General features: G+C 62.4%; 20 protein-coding genes. 5 read left to right on the top strand and 15 right to left on the bottom strand.

Translation table 11 applies throughout. The features are described 5' to 3' along the window. Nucleotides 1-22 precede the first annotated feature (22 nt). The gene (rfbC, locus tag P3T20_RS18345; protein ID WP_074265086.1) at nt 23-574 is read right to left on the bottom strand and encodes a dTDP-4-dehydrorhamnose 3,5-epimerase; all 552 of its coding nucleotides are present in this window, start codon (nt 572-574) and stop codon (nt 23-25) included. Nucleotides 575-802: 228 nt separating this feature from the next. Further along, nucleotides 803-2,050, bottom strand: a complete 1,248-nt coding sequence (locus tag P3T20_RS18340) for an oligosaccharide flippase family protein (protein WP_074265087.1) — start codon at nt 2,048-2,050, stop codon at nt 803-805. A 134-nt stretch (nt 2,051-2,184) separates the two neighbouring features. On the opposite strand from P3T20_RS18340, the gene P3T20_RS18335 reads away from it, so the two are divergent. Beyond that, on the top strand, nt 2,185-3,456 hold the full coding sequence (locus P3T20_RS18335; RefSeq protein WP_074265088.1) for a glycosyltransferase family 4 protein: 1,272 nt from the start codon (nt 2,185-2,187) through the stop codon (nt 3,454-3,456). Nucleotides 3,457-3,534: 78 nt separating this feature from the next. Here P3T20_RS18335 and P3T20_RS18330 read toward each other — a convergent pair whose 3' ends face one another. Then, the gene (locus P3T20_RS18330; RefSeq protein ID WP_074265089.1) at nt 3,535-4,701 is read right to left on the bottom strand and encodes an acyltransferase family protein; all 1,167 of its coding nucleotides are present in this window, start codon (nt 4,699-4,701) and stop codon (nt 3,535-3,537) included. 272 nt (nt 4,702-4,973) lie between these two features. On the opposite strand from P3T20_RS18330, the gene P3T20_RS18325 reads away from it, so the two are divergent. Next, entirely contained in the window at nt 4,974-6,173 is a 1,200-nt protein-coding gene (locus P3T20_RS18325) for a glycosyltransferase (protein ID WP_074265090.1), read from the top strand. Nucleotides 6,174-6,253: 80 nt separating this feature from the next. Here P3T20_RS18325 and P3T20_RS18320 read toward each other — a convergent pair whose 3' ends face one another. Continuing rightward, the gene (locus P3T20_RS18320; protein ID WP_074265091.1) at nt 6,254-8,002 is read right to left on the bottom strand and encodes an FAD-dependent oxidoreductase; all 1,749 of its coding nucleotides are present in this window, start codon (nt 8,000-8,002) and stop codon (nt 6,254-6,256) included. 281 nt (nt 8,003-8,283) lie between these two features. Next, a complete protein-coding gene (locus tag P3T20_RS18315) occupies nt 8,284-8,922 on the bottom strand; it encodes a putative colanic acid biosynthesis acetyltransferase (RefSeq protein WP_074266118.1) in 639 nt (212 codons plus the stop codon). Between the two features lie 275 nt (nt 8,923-9,197). On the opposite strand from P3T20_RS18315, the gene P3T20_RS18310 reads away from it, so the two are divergent. Continuing rightward, complete coding sequence (locus tag P3T20_RS18310) at nt 9,198-9,770, top strand: hypothetical protein (RefSeq protein WP_074265092.1); 573 nt, start codon at nt 9,198-9,200, stop codon at nt 9,768-9,770. A gap of 29 nt (nt 9,771-9,799) precedes the next feature. Here the strand turns inward: P3T20_RS18310 and P3T20_RS18305 are convergent, their stop codons facing one another. The 10 genes from P3T20_RS18305 to P3T20_RS18260 all read right to left on the bottom strand — a co-directional run bounded on the left by P3T20_RS18305 (nt 9,800) and on the right by P3T20_RS18260 (nt 22,577). Further along, nucleotides 9,800-11,158 (bottom strand): glycosyltransferase WbuB, encoded by a 1,359-nt coding sequence (locus P3T20_RS18305; protein ID WP_074266119.1) that lies wholly within the window; start codon nt 11,156-11,158, stop codon nt 9,800-9,802. Nucleotides 11,159-11,235: 77 nt separating this feature from the next. Continuing rightward, nucleotides 11,236-12,381 (bottom strand): glycosyltransferase family 4 protein, encoded by a 1,146-nt coding sequence (locus P3T20_RS18300; protein WP_074265093.1) that lies wholly within the window; start codon nt 12,379-12,381, stop codon nt 11,236-11,238. A 1-nt stretch (nt 12,382) separates the two neighbouring features. Next, nucleotides 12,383-13,339, bottom strand: coding sequence for a GDP-L-fucose synthase family protein (locus tag P3T20_RS18295; protein WP_074265094.1), 957 nt, complete (start codon nt 13,337-13,339; stop codon nt 12,383-12,385). 17 nt (nt 13,340-13,356) lie between these two features. Continuing rightward, nucleotides 13,357-14,475: a GDP-mannose 4,6-dehydratase gene (gene gmd / locus P3T20_RS18290; protein ID WP_074265095.1), complete on the bottom strand. Its 1,119-nt coding sequence runs from the start codon at nt 14,473-14,475 to the stop codon at nt 13,357-13,359. A 111-nt stretch (nt 14,476-14,586) separates the two neighbouring features. Continuing rightward, complete coding sequence (locus tag P3T20_RS18285; protein WP_074265096.1) at nt 14,587-16,818, bottom strand: polysaccharide biosynthesis tyrosine autokinase; 2,232 nt, start codon at nt 16,816-16,818, stop codon at nt 14,587-14,589. An 84-nt stretch (nt 16,819-16,902) separates the two neighbouring features. After that, nucleotides 16,903-18,075 carry a polysaccharide biosynthesis/export family protein gene (locus P3T20_RS18280; RefSeq protein WP_083611435.1) on the bottom strand — a complete coding sequence of 391 codons (1,173 nt, stop codon included), beginning with the start codon at nt 18,073-18,075 and terminating at the stop codon, nt 16,903-16,905. Nucleotides 18,076-18,094: 19 nt separating this feature from the next. After that, a complete protein-coding gene (locus tag P3T20_RS18275; protein ID WP_074265097.1) occupies nt 18,095-19,483 on the bottom strand; it encodes an undecaprenyl-phosphate glucose phosphotransferase in 1,389 nt (462 codons plus the stop codon). A gap of 50 nt (nt 19,484-19,533) precedes the next feature. Next, a complete protein-coding gene (locus tag P3T20_RS18270; protein ID WP_083611436.1) occupies nt 19,534-21,078 on the bottom strand; it encodes a mannose-1-phosphate guanylyltransferase/mannose-6-phosphate isomerase in 1,545 nt (514 codons plus the stop codon). 156 nt (nt 21,079-21,234) lie between these two features. Next, a complete protein-coding gene (locus tag P3T20_RS18265) occupies nt 21,235-22,233 on the bottom strand; it encodes a GlxA family transcriptional regulator (RefSeq protein ID WP_074265098.1) in 999 nt (332 codons plus the stop codon). A gap of 56 nt (nt 22,234-22,289) precedes the next feature. Next, nucleotides 22,290-22,577, bottom strand: a complete 288-nt coding sequence (locus P3T20_RS18260; RefSeq protein ID WP_143787526.1) for a hypothetical protein — start codon at nt 22,575-22,577, stop codon at nt 22,290-22,292. Nucleotides 22,578-22,628: 51 nt separating this feature from the next. Between P3T20_RS18260 and P3T20_RS18255 the strand changes: the two genes are divergently transcribed. Both P3T20_RS18255 and P3T20_RS18250 read left to right on the top strand, forming a co-directional pair. After that, nucleotides 22,629-22,898 (top strand): hypothetical protein, encoded by a 270-nt coding sequence (locus tag P3T20_RS18255; protein ID WP_143787527.1) that lies wholly within the window; start codon nt 22,629-22,631, stop codon nt 22,896-22,898. Between the two features lie 509 nt (nt 22,899-23,407). Further along, the gene (locus tag P3T20_RS18250) at nt 23,408-25,948 is read left to right on the top strand and encodes a hypothetical protein (RefSeq protein ID WP_429287513.1); all 2,541 of its coding nucleotides are present in this window, start codon (nt 23,408-23,410) and stop codon (nt 25,946-25,948) included. The last annotated feature ends 85 nt before the right edge of the window (nt 25,949-26,033 follow it).

Here is a 26,033-nt window from a genome sequence, read left to right as displayed (position 1 = left end):
AGCGATTACGCGTAATGCCTGCCTACGCGTAAAACTCGCTCTCGTACAGCCGCTTGCCGGCTTCGTCCTTGGGCGCGAGGATGGGCGCAAACTCGATCGGCCAGTCGATGCCGATATCCGGGTCGCTCCACAGGATGCTGCGCTCGTGTTCGGGATACCAGTAGTCGGTTGCCCTGCACAGGCACTCGGCCATATCCGACATCACCACGAAGCCATGCGCGAATCCGGGCGGCACCCACATTTGCCGGCGGTTGGCTGCGCTCAGATGCACGCCGATCCATTTTCCGAAGGTATGCGAACTAAGGCGGACATCCACCGCCACATCGAAGACGTCTCCCACTACTACACGCATGAGCTTGCCCTGCGGGCGGTGAATCTGGTAATGCAGACCACGCAACACGCCGCACTTCGAGCGTGAATGATCGTCCTGTACGAATTCGACGCCACCGGCCACCGACTCGGCGAATTCGTCGGCGTTGAATGTTTCGAACGAGCTGCCCGCCTCGTCGCAGAACAGGTCTGTTTCGACGATCTTGACTTCCGGAAGCGCCGTTCGTGTCACCTTGATGCTCATGCCGCTCTTCCCGTGAAGAGGTGCTGCCGTCCCGCCATGAGGACCGGCGCGTCGACTGGCTAGCCGTTCGTAACCGCTGCACACACTGCGCGTGACGCCCTGCTTCGCAGCATGTGAAAAATGTGCGCTCATGCGATCACTCCTTCGATCCCGCGGGCGATCGCCAGGCACCGCTTCGCCAGAGATCCTGCGCCCCGTCGACGACACGTGGGCACTCAAAAACCTGCATCACGTCCTCTTCACACTCCGGTAAAACATCCAGCCGGCGCTGCCGACGAGACCCACTGTCATGGACCACGCCACACCCGTGACGCCCCAGAAGTGCGTCGCAGGCGGCACGGTGATGACGAGCGTGATGATCTGCAGAACCGCAGCCTGGGTCGCTACCTTCGGCAACCCGATTGCACGCACGTAGGCAACCAGCACGGCGATGAGCGAGCCGATCGCCATGTTGATGACAAAGATCCTGAAGAGTGGTACCGCAGACATCCAGGCCGGTCCGAGCACGAACATGAACAGCGGCCCGGCGACGGCGCGCAACACGAGCACCAGAAGCACCAGCCCAACCGTAGCGATGGCAAAGTAGCGCACAAACAGCTTTTGCGCCGAGCCGTCCTCGCGCCGATGATGGGCGGAAAAGGTCGGAAACAGGTACTGCTGCATGGCGATGGCCGCGTCCGCGAGCAACATCTGCGCAAACTTCGACGACATCTGATAAGCGCCCAGCGCCGCCGGCCCAAGCAGTTTGCCGACCAGCACCTTGTCGAACTGGTTGAGCAGCAGGTTGACGATACTGCCCGCCCAGATCCAGCGGCTGAAGTTCACGTAATGACCAATGCCGTGCCACGACAGACGAACCGGCGGCCGTGGCGACATCGTGGTCCACGTCAGCGCCGTCTTCAGCGTCTCTCCGGCGATCATGCCGATCAACATGGCGTAAGCACCTGTACCCGCCCAGGCACACGCGAGTCCGAGCGCGCAATCGGTAAACGCCGCTGAGGTTTCGACGCCAGCCAGCTGCTGAAAACTCCGCTCGCGCTGAAGCATGAAATATGCTGGCGAGGCGAGGCCACGGATCAGCGGCAACGCAGCGGCCAGTTGCAACAGCAACAGCGAACCGCCCAGATGGAATTGCGAATTCATGAGCGGTGCAAGCGCGATCAACAGCAGCGCAATCATGGCGCCACGTGTGGTCAGCGTCGTCCACACCGCACCGAGTTCCGTGCGAGTGGGCGTGCTCTTCGCCTGCACCACGGCCTGGGCGAGGCCGGTATCGCTCAGGGACTCGGCAATCGCCACCGCGAGCAACGCGACACTGACGCTACCGATCGCAGACGGTCCGAGCAGACGTCCAATCGCGAGAAATTTGATCGCCACGAGGCCACGTACGACAATCTGCTGGATCAGGACCCAGGTCGCCGCACTGCTATTGAAAGCAGGCCTCATCGAGACAAGCGGAACCCTGATCGATCTCACAGCGGACCTCCCCTTTAGTATTTGCTACAGCATGCCTGACACGGTAACGCGGCTGTTTATGCGGGGACCGCCATCTCCTAGCCGATATCGGCCCCGCGCAGGCCTGTGACAATGTTTTTCGCTACCTTCGGGGTATGACAAAAGACACTATCCTCGTGATCGAACCCGACTTCTCCGGACACCGTTGGCGCTATGCCGAGTGGGCCGGACAAGCGTGTGTCGAAGCCGGCTACCAGTGCGTCATCGTGACCGCCTCGGCGAACGCGACGCATCCGCTTGCGCAACGCCTTGCCGCCGGTAACCGCAACGACAACGGCACCGGCAGCAACGCGGACCTGCAGATCACCTTCGTCGACCCGCCTGCCGAAGCGAGCCGCGCGAGCCTCAGCTCAGTGAGCTACGTGCGCTACTTCCGCCATTTCCAGCACATCTATCGCACCGTCAGCCGCGAGTACCGCGTGGTGCTGGCAGTCGTACCGTATGTGGACTACTTCTTTTATGCGTTGCCATTTCTCGGCTCACCGTTCGGCAACACACCGTGGATCGGCATCACGATGCGTGCGGCCTTCCATCATCACGAGGCTGGCGTGCGCGCACCGCGCCGTCCGCTGGTCAATGCCATCAAGGAGCAGCTATTTCGCCGCGCAGTGCGGACAAGCGGCCTGAAAACCTTGCTGACCATCGACCCGACGCTCTCCGACTGGTGCGCGAGCCATCCTGAACCCGGCGCTGCGCCGGTGCAGTATCTCGCCGACCCCTCCCCTGATGCCGTGCCTGGCGACCCGTGGCTCGCCCGCGAGCGGCTCGGTCTGCCCGGCTACGGGCAGTATGTGCTGGTGTATGGCTCGATCGGCGAACGCAAGGGCATCTTCGAGCTCATCGAGGCGCTGGCTGCGCGAGAGGACGCACCGACGCTGGTGATCGCCGGCGCCCAGGAGAAGGACGCACGAGCGCCTCTGCGCGACGCGCTCGCGCAACTGAGCCCCGAGCCCGTGGTGCTCGACCGCTTCATCGACAGCGACGCCGAACAGGATCTCTTCTCGGCCTGCGACATCATCTGGCTCGGCTATAAAGGACACTACGGCATGAGCGGCGTGCTGGTGCAGGCGTATCGCGCAGGGCGGCCGGTCATCGCCACAGCGGACGGACTGATTGGCTGGTTTTGCCGGGACGGCGAACTGGGCCCGGTGATCGACGATCTCACGCCAGACTCGATCAATCAGGCTCTCGACACGCTGCTGGATTCCATCTGGGTGAGGCCGGGCGCATCGAACGGCCATCTGCTCGAGCGCAACACCCTGGCTCACTTCAAGCAGACGCTGCAGTCCGCGATTCAAGTGTCGTCGGCGCGCCAGACTCGCGGCGCGGCCTCACTGCCCACTCAGGCGGCAGTGCCACGCCCATAAGTGGCTCCTTGAGCAGTTCCCTGAGCAGGGATTTAAGCGAAGAACCCCTAAGCAATGCCTGCCAGTGGGGTTCCTCTGTTACGAGACCTGTCCGCCGACCGCCGGCACTTCCAGTTCCTCCGGCATGCCCTCGCCCTTCGCGCCCTTGCGGCGAGCCGGGAAAATCGCATCGCGGATACGCAGGAACGGGAACTCGATGGCGCGCGTCGTCACATAGCCGATCACGATCGCAATCGCAAACTGCGCGATCAGCACCGGCGCCCATGCGGCGATGGCCGGCACATGCAATGCGGCGAACTTGCGGATCAACATGTCGCCGGGTGCAAGCGCCAGCGAGTGCCACAGGTAGATACCGTACGAGTAGACGCCGATCCACGCCACCGCACGGAACAGCCATGCTTCGCGCAGCTTCTGCGAGTACTCGATGGTCAGCACGATCAACGCGCAAAAGCCGAGCGCCTGGATCGTGTAACCGATGCTCTCGTCGAGCGGAATGTTCTTCGTGGCGAGCACGAGCCATGCAACAAGCGCCAGCACCAGCGCTATCAGGGTTTTCTTGTGCGCGGCCAGGCGGCGATAAAGCTCCGGCTTCATCCAGTACACCGCCGCCAGAATCACGCCGAACAGCAGGCTGTCGATGCGGTATTGCGTGTAGAAGAACGCGGCATCCAGATTGCCGTTCGCGACCACCGCGCAGCGCGCCGCCAGTACGATCACGCAGATGGTCAGCAGCGTGGCGATGACCGCATTCGCCCGCAGTCTGAGCGCCGCGACGATCATCAGGAGTGCTGGCAGAAACAGATAGAAGTGCTCTTCGACCGCCAGACTCCACGTCTGACTAATCGAGGAGCCCAGATAGTTCTGCATATGCGTGAGATTCTGAACCAGGAAAGTGCTGGCCGGATGGCGTCCCGAGAGCACATGGAACAGGATCAGCACATAGTAGGCGGGCCAGATCTTGAAGATCCGCCGGATAATGAAGCGTCGCGCATCGATGTGGCCCACCTTGGCATACTGCTTGAGCAGCAGCCCACCCACGAGGAAACCGCTCAACGTGAAGAACAAGTTGACCCCTTCACGGCCGAAACTCTTCAGCGGATACTCGATGGCCGCGATAATCGCACTGCCCGTTTGTACGCTGTGGAAATGAAAACCCATCACCGCAATGATCGCAATGCCCCGAATGAAATCGAGCTCGATCGAGCGTTGGGGCCCTTTGCTATTTTCTGTCCCAAACCAGCGCATGATTTTTCCCCCTGACACGGAATTGACGTGTTCAAAACGTGTTTCCGCGATCCGTCCTCTTATCTTCTTGTGACGGATACGGTTTGATCCGCCAACATCACGGCTTTCACGGCCATTGTGTGTACTGTTGGCGAACTCCAACACCCGTGTGCGAAGACGTACCAAGGCAGCAGTCGATTCACGCCGAAGGCTAGCCGCCTTGCGCCTCGCGAGGCGGTTACGCGAATGTGCACTGCTATATTCGAAACCATAATTGGGGGGAATACGGTGCCATGAAGATTCTGCATTTGCTGTCGACGCTCGACCCGCGCGCAGGTGGTCCCACGGAAGGCGTGCGGCAAAGCGGCGTGAACATGACAGCGCTCGGCCATCGGATTGAAGTCGCGACTGTCGACGACCCGTCTGCGCCATGGCTCGAATCGTTCCCACTCCCCGTTCATGCACTCGGCCCCGCCAGAGGCTCGTACGGCCTCACGCCGAAGCTGGTGCCGTGGCTCAAGGCACACGCTGCCTCATTCGATGCCGTGATCGTCAACGGTCTATGGCAGTACCACGGCTACGCCGCCTGGAAAGCACTGCGGCATCTCGACGTGCCGTATTACGTGTTTCCGCACGGCATGCTGGATCCATGGTTCAAGCGCACCTACCCGCTCAAGCATCTCAAGAAGTCCCTCTATTGGCCGTGGGCCGAGTACCGGGTCTTGCGCGATGCGACGCGTGTGATGTTTACCGCCCAGGAAGAATGTCGCCTCGCGCGCGAATCGTTCCGCCTCTACCGGGTCAATGAAGAAGTCGTCGCGTTCGGGACCAACCGGCCGCCCGCCGACGCGGGAAGTTTGCGCGAAGCGTTTTACGCGACCTATCCGGCCCTGCGCGGCAAGCGGTTGATCCTGTTCCTCGGCCGTATCCATCCCAAGAAGGGTTGTGACCTGCTGTTGCAGGCGTTTGCCGCGGCGCGCGATCTCGATCCAGCGGCACATCTTGTGATGGCCGGCCCGGACGGCGGCCAGTGGAACGCGACGTTGAAGACCCTGAGTGCCAAACTCGCGATCGAGAGCCGCGTCACATGGACTGGCATGCTGCAGGACGATCGAAAGTGGGGGGCGTTCTATGCCGCTGATGCGTTCGTCCTGCCGTCACACCAGGAGAACTTCGGCATTGCTGTGGCCGAAGCGCTCGCCTGTGGCCTGCCAGCGCTGATCTCCGACAAGGTGAATATCTGGCGCGAAGTCGAAGCGGATGGTGCGGGCTTCGTGGCGCCTGATACGGTTGCAGGCACACTCGCCAGCCTCACCCGCTGGCTGCAACTCGACGCAACCGATGCGCAGAAGATGCGCAAGCAGGCCTTGCACTGCTTCGAGCAGCACTTCACGGTGGATGCAATGTCGGCCGATCTGCTGCGTGTGCTGCAGCAGGGCCGCCGCAAGCAAGGCGCAGAGGAGCGTTCGCCGCTAGCGCTGGGGCAAGGTTAGGTTTAGTCAGGTTACCGAAGCATAGTCGCCAAAGCCCAGAGCCCCACGCGCGCCCCAACTCCGGGCGCCCGCGCTTCTCCTCACTTCTTCGCCAGAAACAGCAGATCCTCGCCCAACGGCCGCACCTCGGCTGCGAACGGCAATTTTTCGCCCACCAGTTCCCCACCCGCCGCCGGCGCTTGCGTCAGCGTAGCGAGGTTCGCCTGCAGCCCGGGCTCGCGGCCCTTGAGCGCGTGCGCCACGTGTTCGGCGAGCCGCAACGTCAGGGCCACAATCGTGATGGTCGGGAAATTTGCGCCCACGGTCGGAAACACCGAACTGCCGGCTACGTACAGATTGGCAATGCCATGCACCTTGCAATCGCGATCCACTACACCCTGGCGCGGCGAATCGTGCATGCGGGTGGTCCCCATGTGGTGCCATGTGCCTTCGATCTGTTCCGGCCATGGCCGCCCTTCGAGCGGTGCATCGAGCGAGACGCTCGCCACCCCGCCCAGTTGCATCTCCTGTGCGAGCAATGCGTTGGTGCGGTCGAAGGTGCGCTTCACCAGTTCCGTCAACTGCCAGTCCACTTTCACACGCTGCATGCCGAGACGGTCGCGCTGCGTCGACAAGGTCACGCGGCTATCGCGATTCGGCTCTGCCTCCACGATGGTCTGGAACTTCACGTCGGTGATCAGCGCGCGCGGCTGAAACAGGCGCGCCGCGCCAAAGCAGCCAGCCTCGACCGGATGCAACGCCATCGTGGCGATATCGCGGCGCAGGCTCCAGCCCGGCTGGTCCTTTTTCAGCAAGGCCTGCTTGCAGCGGATCAGTGCTTCAGCACCATCGGTGTTCTCACCATAGAACATCGAATAGAACCACACGCGCGCGTTGAGCAGCTTCTCGCGTTCGAGCACCTCCTGGGTCAGCGCGAACTGCGACGAGATATGCTGGCCGTGAGCCTTCACCGCGTCGTTCTGGTAGTGATACTTGATGTCGTAGAGCTTGTTGCGCGCCCACGCCGGATTGAAGCGAATGCTGCCCGACATGATGCGCGGATGGTCCATGAAATACCGGCCCACCAGATCGTGGCCATTGCCGAGACCCACCGCCTGCACCTTGTTGGCCGCCAGCAGCAGACGCGCATTCTCGATGCCGCCCGTGGCCAGAATGAAGATCTTTGCAGTCACCACGAAGTGGCGCCCGCTCAGCGTGACGACCTGCACGCGCGAAACGTTCTGCGCCTGGGTATCCGTGTCGATGTCGAGCACGTTGGCGTTAAGGAAGACGCGCACATGGTGCGACTTCTGCAATTCGCCGCGGTACAGTTTGCCAAAGCGCACCGGCGGGCTGAACTGCGAGATCGTGTCGCGTACGTTGCCGCTCGGCAGCGGATGCCGGCGCACATCGGAACGGTTGATCGAGCTCTCCCAAAACGCCGGATCGAAATTCTGCGGTCCGAGCTTGAGCAAGCCATGCGTCGCCGCGTAATAGGGTTTCAGTTCCTCGAGCCCGAACGGCCAGCCGCTGTCTTTGACCCAACCACGCTTTTCGAAGTCCCAGGGATCGAGCGGGCGGCACCAGCCACCCCAGCAATTGCTGCTGCCGCCGAGAAAGCGGCTGCGGCTGCCATCCGCGAACGTATAGGGAATGCCGACGTTCTCGCCGCGATACAGGTCGCGTGTTTCGTCGTCGGCCTTGTAACCGCCGCTCTCGAGCAGGCATGTGTCGATGCCGAGCTTGTTCATTTCGAGCGCGAACGTAATACCGGCTACGCCTGCTCCGATTATGCAAACGGTGGTCCTAATGACCGACCGCTCTTCCACACCCCGGCTGTCGATGAACATCCCCGCTCCCGTGATTCTTGTGCAGCCGCCGTACCGGCACTCCACGCCGTGCCACCCAATGTTCCTGAGCACTGCCGAGGACCTTTGCGGTACACGCACTTGCCATGCCGCCACCTGGCCCGCGGCGACATTCAGTGGTACGTGTTCAGGCACCTCTGCACTGCTGTCGACATGCCGCTCGATACGGTCTGCTGTCGCCCGGGATGAACGGTCCCGAATACGCCAAGTACTGCCATCTATCTTTCATGCGGATTGCGAACAACGGTGTGCGCTATCACGCATTACTGCACGCGTTGTGGCGCAAACCGCTGCTTGATAAATCGCGCCGGATTGCCTCCATAGACACCGTTGGCCGCCAGCGATCGATGCACCACCGAAAGCGGCGTCACGAGCGCAGAACGGCCGATCGTCACGCCCATCTGCACGACGCATTTCGACGCTATCCACGCACCGTCTTCAATCACGATCGGCGCCACGCGCAGATCCATGTTGGTGGCGTAATCGTGTGAACCGGCGGTGAGAAAAACGCCCTGCGAGATGCACACGTTCGAGCCGATACGGATCAGCGCCTGGTTATAGATCCACGCATCGACGCCGAACCACGAGTTCGCACCGACCTCGAGATTCCATGGCGCCTTGATGCGGAGTGGATGCACGAAGCGACAGTTGGGGCCGATCTTCGCGCCGAACCAGCGCAACAGTGTGACGCGCAACGCCGAGAACGGCACCAGCTTGTTGTTGATGACGCACGCTTCCACCACGAACCACAACGCTTCGGTCAGGCGGCTCACCTGCCGCACATAATTGCCCTTGCCCGCGAGGCTGAGATCGATGACCGGGCAAAGCGCCGGCGTCGCCTTTGCGGCATCCGCCTGCCATTCCCTCGCTGCATCGAGTTCGTTGAGTTCGTCGCGTTTCATCTGAGTATTGCGCTCCACTTGCATGCTGCTACCTCGATGTGGACCTTCGTCCATCGTCGCTGCCAGGCACTATTTCGCCTTGTAGCATTACGTAATAAATTGGCACAGTCCTCGCAAGGTTTCGTTCTTGCTAGCGACGATTGGCTTGATGCGCACAGGCTTTGTCGGCTTTGGACTGGCATCTTATTAGGGACGTTGCGCGGTTGACACTACCATTAGCATGACGCAGCGCGATAGCGCGTGCCGCCAACCTGTAGTACCCCGGACGCCTTGCCATGAAACCTCGTGCCCTGCGCATCACGCTCTCCTTCTCCCTCGCACTGGCCAGCACTGCAACCTGCGTTGCGAGCTATGGCCAGTCGCTTGCAACCTACGGCAACGCCCCCGCTGCCGAAGCAGCAGGCGCAGCTGCCGCTGCGAATCGCGCTGGCGACCGGGCCGCGTTTGCACCCGGCACTAACGATGCCTCGCTACTGGGCGGCCCGACTGCGTATGGCGAGGTCTACCGCGCACAGACGCTTGACGACGACCAGCAGCAAAACGTTCCTGCTACGGCGGCCAATCCGCAAGGCCGTGGCGTCACGCCGGTCGAACATATGCTCGCCACCCCCGGCACGCCTCAGCCCGGCGGTGTTGCCCTGCGCACCGCAAACGCCGGCACCCCAGGACTCAAGGCTGGCGGCAATGCCGCCACTGCGGGCCGTGGCGTCGCCACAGGCGTGTTGAGCGAGGATCCGAATATCGCCGCACAGCAGCTCTACGGCAGCAGCAAGGCGACACAACAGCTCTATGGCGGCGGTGCAGCAGCCGGTGCCGGTCAACGCGAAATCTACAAGTCGCCCTGGTAAAAGCCGCGCGTCCAGCGGGGCGATCACGCTCAGTCGACCTGGGTCGGCTCCAGCGGTGCAGCCGCCAACTTCTCCTGTACCAGACCGTTGCCCGTGTTCGGGCCTCGCACGACACCGCCAGGACCAGCGCCCTCAGCGCCGCTTACCACCGCGCTATCCCGTCCACACAACTCCAGTAGTTTCCTGTTCAACGCACCGAACACGCTTGTGCTCGACAATGCGCGTTCGGCATATTCGCGTCCCGCTGCACCGAGCGCTGCACGACGTGCCGGATCGGCGGCCAGCGTCACGATTGCTTCAACCAGCGCGCCGACGTTCTCGGGCGGCACAACCACTCCGCGCGGCGCCACGACGTCATGGAGCTCGGTGCCTGGGCATGCCATCGCGACAATCGCGCGGCCGCTCGCCAGCATGCCGTTGAGCTTCGATGGCATCACCAGATCCGCAGCGCCACCGCGTTGCGGCAGCACGTGAATGTCGGCGAGATTGAGCAACTGGTTCAACTGACGCGCAGGTTGCAAAGCCATAAAACTGCAGTTCGGCAGGTCCATGCAACGCGCTTCGAGCATCGCCCGCGCCGGCCCGTTGCCGCAAAACACGAAACTGATGTCCGTGCGCCCCGCAAGTTGCACCGCAGCTTCGGCCAGCACTTCAAGTCCTTGCTTCGATCCCATGTTGCCGGCATACAGAATCACCGTCTGCGGCAAACTGCGCTTCTCGAGTCCGAGCAGCTCGCGGTAATAGCGGGCGTGCACGAGGGGAACGATGGCGCGGGTATCGACCCAGTTCGGCAAACAGTACGCCTTGAGCGGATCGACTCCCTTGAGGACGGCGCGCTCGACCATCCTGGTGGAGAGACTCGACACGACGTCGAAGCGCGTCAACAGCCAGCGCTCGATCGCAAGCGCGACACGCCGCGCACGCGAGCCCTGAATGAGTCCGAGATCGAACGCCGCGTCTACCTCGTAGTCCTGAATGTGAAGCCACGCGCGCGCCCCGCTCAAACGTGCCACGAGCCAGGCGGCAGGCGCGCTCATGAGGCTCGGCGCAATGCTCATCACAACCTCGGGACGCCACACGAGTTGCGCCGCTAGCACCGGCAGCGACGTCAGCGAATAGCTCGCCAGATGCAGGAGACGCGCAACGCCGGTGGGCCTTTCCGGCACCCACAGCGGTACCCGCTGCACCCGCACCCCGTTGCGCATTTCGCGGCGATAGCGCCAGGCGCTGAAGCTTTCGGCGACGCGCCACTGCGGGTAGTACGGCGGCCCGCAGACGACCCGCACCTCATGACCTTCGGAGACCAGTGCTTCCGCCATCTCGGCGGTATATTTGCCGACTCCGGTGAGCTCTGGCGCGTAGTTGAGCCCAACAATCAGTATTTTCATACCCATCCCCATTCGGCACATCACGCGGCGCGCGCCGGCGCCTGCGTGTCAATTTTTTCAACCACGGCCTCGTCAAGCTAGCTTGCGAGCATCACCGCGCAGCCTCGTGCAATGTTCGATGCCGCATTCGGTGGATCGAAGCGCTGGATGACGTCCATGCAGGCGCGCGCGGTTTTCTCCGTATCCGCAAACGCCTCGAGGGCCTTCAGCATCGTGCGATGCAGCGACGCGCCGTCGCCGGAGCGGAACGCGTACCCCGTCACGGCGTCGATCACGAGTTCGGGCACGCAGCCGCAGTTGTCGCTGACCACCACCGGACAGCCATGACTGAGCGCTTCGTTCACGACAAGACCCCACGGCTCGCTAAAGCTCGGCAGCACCAGGCACGATGCGCCGAAATATTCGCGCGACAACCCTTCGTCCTGCAGACTACCGACGAAGCACACGGCTTCACCGAGTCCGCTTTCGTTCACCCGATTCTGCAGCTGCTCGCCCTGCGGGCCGGTGCCGACGATGCGTAACTTTGCTTGTGGAATGCGCTGGCGAATCGCGGCAAACGCATCGAGCAATGCGTCGACGCCCTTCTCCTGCGAAAGCCGGCCAACGAACAGGAACACCGGGTCCTGATTGCGGCGCGCATGCAGACGCTCGTCGAGCGCGCGCTCCGGCACGAACGACCACGGTAACGCCGCCGCCTGACACGGCACGAAGATACGTTCACGTTTCGCGCCGAGTGACATCAGATATTCGCGGCTGCGCTCGCCAAAACCGAAATAGCCGTCGCACAAGGAGAAAAACACTCGCTTCGGGATCGACGTCAGCAGGCGGCGCGGCCGGTCGCGCCCGGTGGAGTCGCAGAACACCGCGCGGCGCTTGCCGGTCGCAATGCAGGCAAGCAGCATCGCCCAGTACTCGGGCCGATGGTAGCCCGGCAGCACCACGAGATCGGCCGGCGTGCGCAGGACTTCCATCGTGAGACGGTACATCATGCGCCACGTCGGCACGTCCTCGTAGCAGCCGTTGAACAGCGTGCGCATCGGATAGCGGTGGTATGAATAATCGACCTCGGAAAAGCCGAGCCGGAAGTGTTCGGTCTCGGAAATCTGAACGATCGAATATTTGATCGGGCTCGCCGCCGAGATCGTATGCAGTGCCGAGAAAACGACAGCCTTGTGGCGCGACCAGACCACGTTATGAAAGATCGTGACCGAACCCGTTGCCATGTCACACCGTCCCTTCGGAAAGCGTGGCCGCGCCGAAGCGCGTAACGAAGTCCCGATAGGTCGCCTCGATCCCTTCATGCAAGCCAATGCGTGCCCGCCAGCCCATACGTGCAAGACGTGACACATCGAGCAGTTTGCGCGGCGTGCCGTCGGGTTTCGAGGTGTCGAAAACAATCTCGCCGTCGAAGCCGACCGCCTCGGCGACCTGCTGCGCCACCTCGCGGATCGACAGGTCATCGCCCATGCCGACGTTCAACAATCCGTCGGCCACTTCGCGATCGAGCACGAACTCGGTGGCTGCCGCCAGGTCGTCGACATGCAGAAACTCGCGACGGGGCGTGCCGGTGCCCCACACGGTCAGCACGCTGTCACCATGCAGTTTTGCTTCGTGTGCCTTACGGATCAGCGCCGGCAGCACGTGACTGCTGCGCAGATCGTAGTTGTCGTTCGGGCCGTACAGATTGGTCGGCATCAGCGCGACGAACTTCGTGCCGTACTGGCGGTTGTACGCCTCGCATAGCTTTAGCCCGGCGATCTTGGCAATCGCATAAGGCTCGTTGGTCGCTTCGAGCGGTGAGCTCAGCAGATATTCTTCTTCGATCGGTTGCGGGCAGTTCTTCGGATAGATGCAAGACGAACCGAAGAATACGAGCCGCGTCACGCCTGCCTGATAGGCGGCGTGAATCACGTTGGTTTCGATGGCGAGATTCTGATAGATGAAGTCAGCCGGCTGCGTGGCGTTGGCAAGAATGCCGCCCACGCGCGCTGCCGCCAGCAGGACGACATCCACGTGTTCAGCGGCGAAAAAGCGCTGCACCGCCTTCTGATCGAGCAGATCCAGCTCGGTGTGCGTTCTCGTTAAAATGTCCGTGTAGCCGTCTTCCTGCAGACGGCGTACCAGTGCCGAGCCGACCATACCCCGATGGCCGGCCACGAAGATGCGTGCGCTCTTGTCCATAACCGTCACTCTCGATGTTATTCGTGATGTTCGAGGGCCTTGAAACCGGCCAGCGTCACCAGCGCGTCGCGACGCGCAATCTGGAAGTCCGATCGCACCATTTCCTTGACGAGTGTCAGGAACGGCGTGGTCGGTCTCCAGCCCATTTTGGCGTGCGCCTTCGACGGATCGCCGAGCAGCGTCTGCACTTCAGTCGGACGGAAGTAGCGCGGATCGACCCGCACCAGCACGTGACCCGGCGAAAGGCGTGTTTCTTTGCCCTCCACCCTGTCCACGATGCCGACTTCATCCACGCCCTGGCCTTCGAAGCGCACCATCACGCCCAACTCGGCGGCTGCGGCCTGGACGAACTCGCGCACGCTGTACTGCTGGCCCGTGGCGATCACGAAGTCTTCGGGTTCCTCCTGCTGCAGCATCAGCCATTGCATCTCGACGTAGTCGCGCGCATGGCCCCAGTCGCGCATGGCGGACAGGTTGCCAAGGTACATGTCGTCCTGCAGGCCCACCGCAACCCGTGCGAGCGCGCGAGTGATCTTGCGCGTCACGAAGGTTTCGCCGCGCACCGGTGACTCGTGGTTGAACAGGATGCCGTTGCAGGCATACATGCCATACGCTTCGCGATAGTTGACGGTGATCCAGTACGCGTACAGCTTTGCCACGGCGTACGGGCTGCGTGGATAGAACGGCGTGGTCTCTTTCTGCGGCGTTTCCCGCACGAGCCCGTACAGTTCCGAGGTAGACGCCTGATAGAAGCGGGTCTTTTTCTCGAGTCCGAGAATGCGCATCGCCTCCAGAATCCGCAACGTGCCGAGGCCGTCTGCATTGGCGGTGTACTCCGGTTCCTCGAACGACACTGCAACGTGGCTTTGCGCGGCCAGGTTGTATATTTCGTCGGGCTGCACACGCTGGATGATGCGGACCATACTCGACGAATCGGTCAGATCGCCGTGATGCAAAAAGAAATGCCGGTCGGCCACGTGCGGATCGCACATCAGGTGATCGATCCGATCGGTATTGAACAGCGACGTGCGCCGCTTGATACCGTGCACATCGTAGCCTTTGGCGAGCAGCAGATCGGCAAGATACGAGCCGTCCTGGCCTGTTACGCCGGTTATCAAAGCGACCTTACGATCCATTGTGTTCCCCTCGTCGAAACGTTTGACTACAGTGCTGCACGTGCGGCGGCCCACCGCGCGCGCGTAGAAATCGTCTAGCCTGACCGCACGATCTGTGACGCCCGCGCAGCGTCAATCCGCGCGGCTTTCGTATCCGTAATAGCCGGTGTAGCCACCCAGGTTGAGCTTCGGCGGCGGCACATCGGTCAACAGCACGCCGTGCAGGTTGACGCCTGCATTGACAAGGCGTTTAAGCGCTTCGGAGATTTCCGTCGGCGGATGGCGGCCGTGGCGCACCACCATCAGCGTCGTGCCCGCGTGCTTGCCGATCAGCGCGGCGTCGGTCACGGCCAGCACCGGCGGCGTATCGACGATCACCAGGTCGTAGACCCGCCCGAAATGTTCGAGCAAAGTCCGGAAGCGGTCGCTCATCAGCAGCTCGGATGGATTGCCCGGCAAACCGCCCTTGGTGAGGACGTCAAGGCCGGGCAGCACGTCGCGCAGCACGCACTCCTGAATATCTGCGCCATTCAGTACGTCCGCGAGACCCGGGGTATGCGGCAAGCCAAAATGCTTGTGGATATCGCCCCGCCGCATATCGCCGTCGATCAGCAGCACCCGCTTGTGTGCCGAAGCCACCAGCGCAGACAGGTTGACCGACATGAACGATTTGCCGGCATCCGGCCGCGAGCCGGTCAGCATGACGACGTTATTGCGTGCCGAGGTTAGCGCGTACTGCAACGTGGTGCGCAGGCTGCGCACGCCTTCCACGGCGACGTCGTCCGGCGCCTGGGCGGCAAGCACGTGCACACCGGCGCGACGCAAGCCGACATTGCGCTGCACGCGAATCTGCAGGTTGCTGCGCGGCACTACCGCACACACCGGCACGCCGAGCAGCGATTCGATTTCCGTGGTGTTCTGCACGCCGCCATACAGCGTCTTGCGCGTGAATGCCGCGAGGATGCCGAGGACGAGGCCCAGGCCGGTGCTGATCAGGATCAGCAACGCGCGTTGCGGGCGGACTGGATCGTCAGCAGGCTCCGCATAGTCGACCACGCGCACATTACCCACCTGCCCCGCCTTGACGATGCGCAACTGCTGGGCACTGTTGAGCAGGTTGGTGTAAAGCTCGGTATCCACGCGGACGTCACGCAACATCCGCAGTGCGGTTTGTTCCGTGTCCGGCAGCGTCGACACGTTATGCGTCAAGCCGCCCTGCACGCTTTGCAACTGGGCGATCTGCGCGTCGAGCGCGGCTACCGCGGGGTGCGCTGCGGTAAAGCGCGTGGCCAGTTCGGCGCGCTGTTGCTGCAGGTCCACGAGCTTGGTCTTGTTCTCGACGATCTGTTGCAGCAGCAGCCGGCTTTCCTCGCTCAGATCGACCGTACCCTCCTTGTTGCGGAAGGTGTTGTAGCGCTGCTCGGCCTGATCGAGTTCGGTGCGCAACTGCGGCAACTGCTGGTCGAGAAACGCCAGCGTATGCTCGGCCTCGGCCGACTTGCGGTCGATGTCCTGCTGCACGTACTGGCGGGCGATGTTATTGACGATCGCCGCCGTCAGTTCGCTATCGGCGCCTTCGAGCGTCACCGCGATGATGCCCGACTGCACGGTCGTCTCTACGACATTGAGTTCTTTCTGCAGCTTGTTGACCGTATCGAGCGTCGACGCGCGGCTCAGACTGAATTGCGTGCCGGGACGTGCGATCAACTGGTCGATCTGCAGCCGCACAGGGCCGCGCGAAGTGGTGCCGACCGCGAGTTGTCCGGTCCGCGCACGCAACACTTCGGCGCCGCTTTCGTCGGTCACCACATACGAGTCGTCCGGCAGTACGGTCAGCGCAAACGGCTTGTCGTACATGTCCTTAGGCGTGTCGAACAACGAGACCGTGATCTGCTCGCCGCCCCATCCGTACTGCGGCATGCCGAACAGCGGCGGAGCAAGCCCGTCGCTGCCGCGCCAGCGCGCCAACATCTTGCCGATCACGGGGAAATGATGCGGCGCCGCGGTGATGTCGAGATGGAGCTTGCGCACCGTCTCATCGATCACGAGCCGCGAGCGGAGCAACTCGATCTGTGCCGAGGTCACCGCCTTGGTGTCGAAGATCGACGCCATGGTCTGCAATGCGTCCTTGTTGCCGTTGGCATTGCCGCCGTTGCCGTCGTTCGCGGTGTCCACCTGGATCATTGCGTCCGCGCGGTACACCGGCGTCTGCACGAACGCCACCGTGGTGCCGATCAGCAGCGCCGATAGCGTCACCACGAGGATCATCCGCCAGTGCTGCGAAATGACGGTCAGATAGTCAGACAGACGCAGCTCGTCGGCGGTCTGGACATCGACATATCGGTTTTCAAAATTGGTAGCCATAGTGTCATCAATCCCGCACAACAATTACGTTGAATCGGCGTGCCGCGCCGGGTACGTTCTTGCCCCAACGTGCCCGGCTACGGCTTACTTCGTCACGATTGCCGCGGTCAGTCCTGCGTTGACCAACGGCAACAACAGGTTCAGCACACGGTTAAAGCGCACCAGGCCGCCCGCGTCCACATACACCACGTCTTTCGGCTCCAGATCGAACTGGTTCGCGAGCAGCATCGAGACCGGCGAAGTAGCGTCGAGATGCCAGACCTGCGGCTTGATTCCGGGGCCGCCGCGAATCACGTAGAGTTCCTTCGCGGCCGCGGTGGTGGAATTCAGGCTGCCTGCCTGCGAGATCGCCTCGCCGAGCGAGAGCTTGCCGTTCTTCATCGGCAGCACCGTTGCGGGCTTGTTGACTTCGCCCATCACGTAGACGCCGTAGTCTTCGCGCGCCTCGACCCGCAGCAGATCGCCGTTCTGAAGCACGATCTTCGAGGGGTTCTGGTTGTTGTGCAGCATCTGCGAGACATTGATGTAGTAGGTCTTGTCGTCGCGCACGATCACCACATGGCCCTGGTCGGCGGTCGGCGCAAAGCCGCCCGCGCGGCTGATCGCTTCGGTCAACGTCATCGGAATGTCGTTGATGGTTTGCGAGCCGGGCGCGCGCACCTCGCCGTCGATGTAGACCTGCGACGCGCGGAACGACGCAATGCGCACCGTGACCTGAGGCTTGACCATCACCTTGCCAAGGTCGGCGGTAATCCTGCGCTGCACCTGCTCCGCACTTTCGCCGGCTACATGTAGCGTGCCGACATACGGAAACTGCAGGTTGCCTTCGTGATCGACCAGAAAGCCCAGCGCGGCATCCGAGGGACGCGAGGGCGCGACCGGCTGACCGAGCGCGGCCGCCAGCTCCGGGTGATCCCAGACGGTAATCTGCAGCACGTCGCCGGGGCCGATCTTGTAGGGTCCGACGGTACCCAGCAGCGGCGTCAGATCATTGCCGTCGCCGCTCACCATAGCCTGATGCTCCTGCTGGATGGTTGCGAGCGTGATATCGGTGATCGGAATCTCTTGCGAACCGGTGGCCTTGCCATCGTCAGTATTGCTAACCGGCAGGCTTGGTGGCTGCACCATGCGCTGGCCGGGTACAACCGAGCACGCTGCCAGCATCGCAACGGCCGCCATGATGCCGAACAGACGCGCACGCTCAATTGCCGTGTGCCTGACACCAACCCTATACGTCGCGCTTTTTATTTGACTCATTTCAGTCTCCCTCACCGCGTCAATATGCATTGTTATGTACCAGGCCTTTGACGATCGTTGCCGCGATGATGCGCATGTCCAATCCAAAGGACCAGTTACCGAGGTAGTACAGGTCATGCTCCACACGCCGCTCCATTTTTTCGATCCGATCGGTCTCGCCGCGATAGCCGTTGATCTGCGCCCATCCCGTGATGCCCGGCTTGATCCGGTAACGCTGGATGTAGCCGGCCACCACCTTCTGATACAGATCGTCATGCTCAAGGGCGTGCGGGCGCGGTCCGACGACCGACATATCGCCGCGTAGCACGTTGAAGAATTGCGGCAGCTCGTCGAGACTGGTGCGGCGCAGGAACGCGCCCACCCGGGTGATGCGCTCGTCGTGACGGGTCGCCTGACGCAGCGCTCCGGGCTTTTCCGTGTGCAGCCGCATGGAGCGGAACTTGTAGATCGTGAAGACGCGGCCGTCGGCGCCCTTGCGTTTCTGCCTGAACAGAACGGGGCCACGCGAGGACAGCTTGACCGCGATCGCAATGCCCAGCAGCAGCGGCGCGAGCGAAATCAGCGCGACGGCGGCGAACACGCGATCGAACATCTCCTTTTGCAGTTCGGAGGTCTGCGAGAGCGGCGAGGCGACCAGGTTGATGGCCGGCACGCCGAGCAGATCGATCATCGAACTCTCGAACATTGCGACGCTGCGCAGATCGGGCATGAAGCGGATGTTGACGAGGTCTTCACGCAGCTCCTTCACACACTCGTAGATCGTGTGTTCTTCGGATAGCGGCAAGGCCAGCCACAACTCATGGACGTCCTGCGCGCGGATATAGTCGGTGAAGGTGTGCAGATCGTCGAAGGCGGGCACCGTCGGAATCACGTTGCTGAGCGCCGGGCCATCGTGCAACACGTCGAGCACCGCCGCGGTACGAAAACCCGCTGCCGTGCAGCCGTCGATCTTGCGCACCAGTTCCGCCGCATGCGAGCCGCGCCCCACCACCGCGACCTTGCGCAGATTCAGGCCGGCCACGCGCATGCGCGCCAGCACGCGGTGCACGACGATTCTCGAGGCGATCATCAGGGCGCCGGTCATGGCGGTCCAGTAAGCAAACCACAGACGTGAGACGAAGTCGCTACGGTGCAGGGTGAACATCAACACGAGCGCGCAGGTTTGTACGGTCAGCCAAGCGAGCGACACCTGCCCGGCCAGCCCCATCTTCGAGCGGCCGCGCCATGACTCGTAGACGCCGAAGGCGGGGAAAAGCGCGAGGGCGAACGCAGCCGCGAACGCGACGAAGGCGTAATAGAAGCTGCGCTGCCCAATGTCATCAAAGCGTATCTGGGACGCGAAATAGGCGCCCGAAACGACCAGCACGACATCCAGCACGCGCGCGGCCAACGCTACAGGCTTGATCATTTTTCTCTCCCCACCACCTGCATTGAAACGGTTTCGCCAACTACGCAGACTCAATTGCAGCGGCCGTACGTATCGTCGAACCGCACGATATCGTCTTCGCCGAGATACGATCCTGATTGGACTTCGATGATTTCGAGCGGCACCTTGCCGGGGTTTTCAAGCCTGTGACGTACGCCGAGCGGAATGTAGGTCGACTCGTTTTCGCTCAGTAGAAAGCGCTCCTCGCCGCGCGTGACCATCGCTGTGCCGCGCACGACGACCCAGTGTTCCGCGCGATGGTGATGCAGTTGCAGCGAGAGCCGCGAGCCCGGCTCGACCACAATGCGCTTCACCTGGAAGCGGTCGCCCTGGTCGATGGAATCGTAAAAGCCCCACGGGCGCCGCACCTTGCGGTGTGCGTCGGCTTCGGGTGAACGGTCGGCCTTGATGCGTGCGACCAGCCCCTTGACCTCCTGCACGTGCGAACGGTCGGCGACCAGCACGGCGTCCGCCGTTTCGACTACGACGATATTGCTGATGCCTACGCAGGCCACCAGACGCCCTTCCGAATGCGCGTACGACGAGGAGCTGCCTTCGAACACCACGCGGCCACGGCCGACGTTGCCGGCGTCATCCTTGTCGAGCGCATCCCATACCGCGTCCCACGATCCCAGATCGGACCAGCCCGCCACCAGCGGCACGACGACACCCTCGAAGGGCTGGCCTTCGGGTCCTGCTGTATTGAGCCGCTCCATCACGGCGTAATCGATCGAATCCGACGGCGCCTTGGCAAACGCCTCCGCCTGCGGGCGGAAGAACGTGCCATCCGTCTTGCCGCCGGCAACGGCGGCGAGGCAAGCCTCGGCCATGGCAGGTTGCAGGCGTTCGACCAGTTCAAGCCATACCGAAGCGCGCACGACGAAGATGCCGCTGTTCCACCAGTACGCACCCGAGGCGACGTATTGCGTGGCCAGTTCGAGCGCGGGTTTTTCGACGAAGCGGTCGATGCGGAAGGTGTCCGGTTCGATCTCGGCGCCGAGGCGGATATAGCCGAATGCCGTGTCGGGCCGCGTCGGCGGCACGCCGAGCGTGGCGATTGCGCCGCGCTGCGCATGCTCGGCGGCGCGTGCGAGGGCCTGCTGGAACGATGCGGTGTCGAGCACGGCGTGATCGGCCGGCATCGCGACCAGAATCACGTCGTCGCCGTCGGCTATCGCCAGTGCGGCAGCGAGCGTCAACGCCGGCGCCGTATCGCGGCGCGCCGGCTCGACGATGAGCTGTGCCTCGACGCCGTTCTCGCGCAACTGCTCGGCCGTCACGAAGCGATGCTCTTCGCCGCAGATGATGATCGGCGCAGACCTGACCGTCCATTGCGCGGAAAAGCCTTGCATGCGCGAGACGGTGTCCTGCAGCAGCGATTGCGTGCCGATTACGTCGATCAACTGTTTGGGGTGGTTCTCGCGCGACAGCGGCCAAAGGCGGGTTCCCGAGCCGCCAGCAAGAATCACCGGGGCAATGCTCAAACCGCTCGACGGCTGTTCGGTAAATGTCAGCTTGTCCGCGCCATCGCCGGTGCTGCCGTCCTGGTCGGCGTTATCCCGGTACGCATTTTCCATTTTTAGTACTCCTACACCTAAATAGGGCGTTCTTTTCGTTGACAGGCCGAGGTGCGCGAACACGCGCATCCAACCCACGCTCACGGGCGGCCTGCCCCGTTCGCACCCCCAGATCTCAGGCGGCGATGCCGCTCGCCATTCCCGGATCCGTCGTGTTTAGTCCTGCGTAACAGTACGGCTGCGAGCGCGGTATTCCGTCGGTGAGAGCGCCATGCGTTTGCGGAAGATTTTCGCCAGCCGGTCGCCATTGCCGGTGCCGCTGCGCCGTGCAATCTTGTCCACGGGCAACTCCGTTTCCGTAAGGAAGTTGCATGCGATGCGCAAGCGAACCTGCAACAGGTAATCGGACGGCGTAACGTGCATCTCATGCTTGAAGCGGCGCAGGAAATTACGCTCGCTCATGGCCGCCACATGCGCGGCATCGGCTACCGACACCGGTCGATCGCAGTTGGCCTCCATCCAGCGTGCCGCCGCGCGGATCTTTTCGCCGACGCTCATCGTGCCGCCCTCGGCGAGCCGCGGCATCAAGGCAGCGCCCATGCCGGGCATGACGCGATCGGCGACATTGCGGGCCACGTCGAGACCCAGATCGCGCTTGATGGACATCAGCGCGCTCTTGCTCGAGTCATGATGGTCGTTCGCTTCGCTGAGCGTGCTGTCGTTCGCGACGTGCGTCAGATATGGACTCGTATGTCTGATGTCGTCGTGTTCGGCGAGACCTGCAGCGGCCAGGATCAGACGGCCCTCGGCGATTGGTTCGATGGTGCGGGTGCGCGAGCGCACCGAGCGCAGCCAGCCGAGCAGGCGTTCGTCGCGAGCCGCCAGGTTGGCGCCATAGCCGCCTGCTACGAACAGCACATCGAAGCCGGTGTTGTAGCGTGCGTCGACGCCATCCGTCCACATCCGCGCGGACGACGAGCTGGCAATGCTGCCGCCTTCCATCGAGAGAAATTGCACTTCGTAAGGTGGGTCGTCGCCGCCATGCGCGGTGGCGATTTCGTTGGCCGTATGGAACATCTCGGCCACGATGCCCGCGCCCAGCAAGCCGAATCGTTCGAACAACAGGATGCCTACGCGGCGCGCTGCACATCGCACATTCACGTTAGGCGTATGCAGCCAGGTAATCCTCGCGGTATCAACGGACATATGCGGCATGATCTTCCCCTACCATGTCATGCGTTGCGGGCCGAATCTTCTGATTTTCTAACTTTTTAATAACATTGCACTGCATCATATCCACGCCGAAAATCGCCGTTGATGACAGTGACCGAAATGCGCGCGATGTTGGCGGATTGCGTCGCTATATATAAATTCGCAAAATGGAAATCGATGCGAACGTACAACAGCTTGGCTAATCGCGACATTTGACTCATTGATATCCTTGTGCCGCATTTTAGCGGAACGTATAAAACATCAGATGAATCAAAACGGTCTACTGGACGAGCGCAAGCCGGTACGGCAGGCGAAATTGCCGGTGAAACGGCAATGTTGCTCTGCATGTGAAAGGAGTCCGTGGAGGAATCCTCGTACGATGGCCTGTTTTGAACTTTATGATGCATCGCACCAAGCACGTCGCGTACCAGCCTGATGTGGCGGGGGATTGCGGGGAGCAGCACCTCGCCGTGCTGTCCCGGACGGCGAAAAACGTTTCAAAGGTGAAATTGATTGAAGGAGCCAGATCGGCTTTAAGCAATTGGAACGAAGAAGTGAGGCTTTTATTATTTTATGAAATCGCCGGCAATACCCTATTTACAGCCCACAACCGGATTTGTTTCAAAACCGTACAGAGTCCGGAGGTGTCGAAAATGTTTCAATATTGAAACGCCATGCAAATTCAATAAGTCTGATCTATTCGTCCGACCGGATTTCGAATCGGCTCCGCATAAGCGGCCAGTTATGACGAGAGCGTTTCATCCGGGTAACTATTTCGCTCGTCAGACGATTTATTCCGACGGGCGCAAGCATCTATTACTGATTAAAAAAACGGCGCGATCATAGCATTGCATATTTTGTCTGTAAGCTCGCGCGGATTGCACAACGCGCGACGTTTATTGCTCCGATGACCTGGAGTTTGTCGTGGCGTACCAGGTACGCGTCCCCTATGCTGAGATTTGACACCACAAGCGGGCGTACGCCGGCGATGAGGGTGCTAACGCTGCACCACGTTGACGAATCGCTGCACCGCGCGTGGAACGGCCGAAGACAACACGCGAGCTGCGTGGTGTAGCGCACTGGACGGGGTTTTATCGTGTGCCTGAATGATGTGAGTATTGCTTCCGCCATGTTCACAGCGCTACTCGCGCGCCGCTGCGTCGTTCTTCGGACCACCATGAGACACACACCGTCCTCGCAGCACGAGCTTGCGCCATCTGTGTCCCTCTTTCGGCGTGGCGGATTTTCACTGACGACGCTCGCGCTTCGTCTGATGGTGGCGCTCACCATCGCCGCCTGCAGCCAGCACGATGTCGCTGTGAACGCGGCGACGGAAAACGACCCGCAAGCCCCACAGGCGTCATCGGCGCAGACGGCGAGCCCGGCGACGCTGTGCGCAGCAGAGCGCGGGTTTTGCCGCTTCTCCGGCACCGAACAGGTTCGCTACGGCACCTCGAACCGCTACGTCGTGCTCACGCTCACCGGCGGCAAGCCTTGCAATAACAGCGTATTCGGCGACCCGGCACCGGGCTCGCACAAGAGTTGCTGGATCGTGCGTACCTCGGCGACGAACGCCGCGACGCCACCGAACCCAGCCGCAACGCTTGTCGCAGACGGAACCGATGCCCGCCCTCAGGATCCGCCACCGGCCGCCACCGCCGCGCCCCACCGCGCCGCTATCACATGGACCGCGTGCGCCAGCGAGCGCGGCACGTGTGCTTTCTCAGGTACGCACGACGTCAAGTACGGCAGCGATTCAAAATATGTCATCCTGACCTTTACCGGCGGCACGGCGTGCGACAACACCGTGTTCGGCGATCCGGCGCCCGGCGCGCAAAAACACTGCTGGTACGACAGCGGCGTGGCGCCGGCACCCACGCCGACATCGATCATCGCGACGCCTGGCAAGAGTGCGCTGACCTGTGGCGCACCGTCCGAACCGGCCAACTCGGCGGCCGACGGCCCCGCCATCGAAGCGGATACACCCGGCGGCGACGGTACGCGCATGTTCGCCAACGGTCGCCCCTTCGCGGTGGAACTCACCACGCGCGCCAGGCAGCGCGACACACTCGACTGGCAGATTCTCGATACGTGGAGCAACGTGCGCGCATCTGGGCAATTCCAGGTCGCGAGCGGCCCGCAGGTCGTCACGCTCAATTGCGTATCGACGCTCGCCGGTTACTTTGCCATCTCCGCGAGCCTGAGTTCGGCCGGCGCAGAACTGCCGGCTCGCGGCACGCGGCCGGTCGGCATGGCGAGCTTCGGCGTTCTGCCCGATCTGTCTGGCGTCCTCACTCCACCCACCTACGCGCGTGAGGACCTGCACCGGTTCGGCGGCCAGGGCTCGGCCTATGTGACGCCCGGCCAGCACTGCTGCTCGGGCGACGGCTACCGGCCGCTCTACCCCGATCTGGGACTGCGGTGGGTCAACGATAACCGCAACTGGTACATGATGGAGCCGAACGGCCCGAACACCTTCAACGCCGCGTCCTATCCGCTCGCACCGTTCCTCAAGGGCGGCGATCTGCTGCGCCTGATCCAGCTGGACGGGATTCCCGCATGGGCGAGCCCCACGCACGTTGCCACCCACAGCTATCTGCCGGTCTCGGTGCCGGCGTATCAGGCCTTCATGACCAAGGTCGGCCAGGAGTCGAACCAGGTGCGCACCCAGCACTTTCCGCGGCAATCGCGCAACTACTATCAGGTGACGTGGGAGCCCGATTACAACAGCGGCTTGCCGTGGAAGGACACGGACGCCAATCTGGTCGCGCTGTATCAGGCCACCTGGCAGGCCATTCACGCAAGCGACCCCAATGCCGTGATCATGGGCACCACCAACGCCTCGGTCGCCACCAATACCGAATGGCTGCAGCGGCTCCAGCCGCTCGGCATCGCGAAGTACCTCGACGGCGTGTCGATTCATGGCTACTACGACGTCGGCACCACGCCGTCTCATCCACCCGAGCGGCTCGTGGGCGACAGCGATCCCGCGAAGGCGGCCCAGTCGCTGCCTGCGACCATGCGTGCGCTGCGCCAGCAGATTGCCTCGACGCTCAAACCCGGCGCGCGTCTGTTTGTCACCGAAACCGGCATCAGCTACGACATCGGCTCGAAATATGGCCCGAACTATCCGACGCCGAACGTGCTGTACGCCCAGGGCGCGCTGGTCGCGCGCACGCATCTGATCCTGCTCGGCGAGGGTGCCGATGTGACCTATCTGTTCTATGCGACCGACTTTCCCGACCAGGCTGGTTATGGACTGTTCTTCGATCTCGCCGATCCGCAAGGTGGCTACGGGCCGTCCGCCATCAGTCCGAAGCCCGCGGCCATGGTCACCGCTGCGATGACCCGCCTTATCGACGGCACCAACACGCTCGGCCCGCTCAACAATCTGCCGGCCGGTGTCTACGCGTATGCGTTCCAGCAGTTGAATAACGGCGCGGTGGTCACGGCCCTATGGACCCATAACAATGCAGACTGGAACGCGAGCAAGGGCTTCAGCGCAACCTATCAGGTGCCCTACAGCCTGCAGGTCGACGCGCCGGGCAGCTCCGGCCAGGTGACGGTGCTCGACATGATGGGCAATCCGTCGAGCCTGCCCTACAGCAACGGCGTGGCTGCGCTCACGCTGACTGAGGCGCCCATCTACGTGATTTCGACCAACGCAGGCGTCGCTCGCGCCAACGTCACGACGCCGGCCGGTTACGTCGCGCAGTGAGCTTGTCCTGATGCGCAGAGAGTTCGGCGCATTTGGCAGGGATGCCGCTGGCGGATGCGCCGGCACGAAACGCTAGACTGAGATC

This window comes from Paraburkholderia sp. GAS206C, from assembly GCF_050435645.1.
GTDB classification, from domain to species: Bacteria; Pseudomonadota; Gammaproteobacteria; order Burkholderiales; family Burkholderiaceae; genus Paraburkholderia; species Paraburkholderia phenazinium_B.
This window is presented reverse-complemented; position numbering and strand designations above follow the sequence as displayed.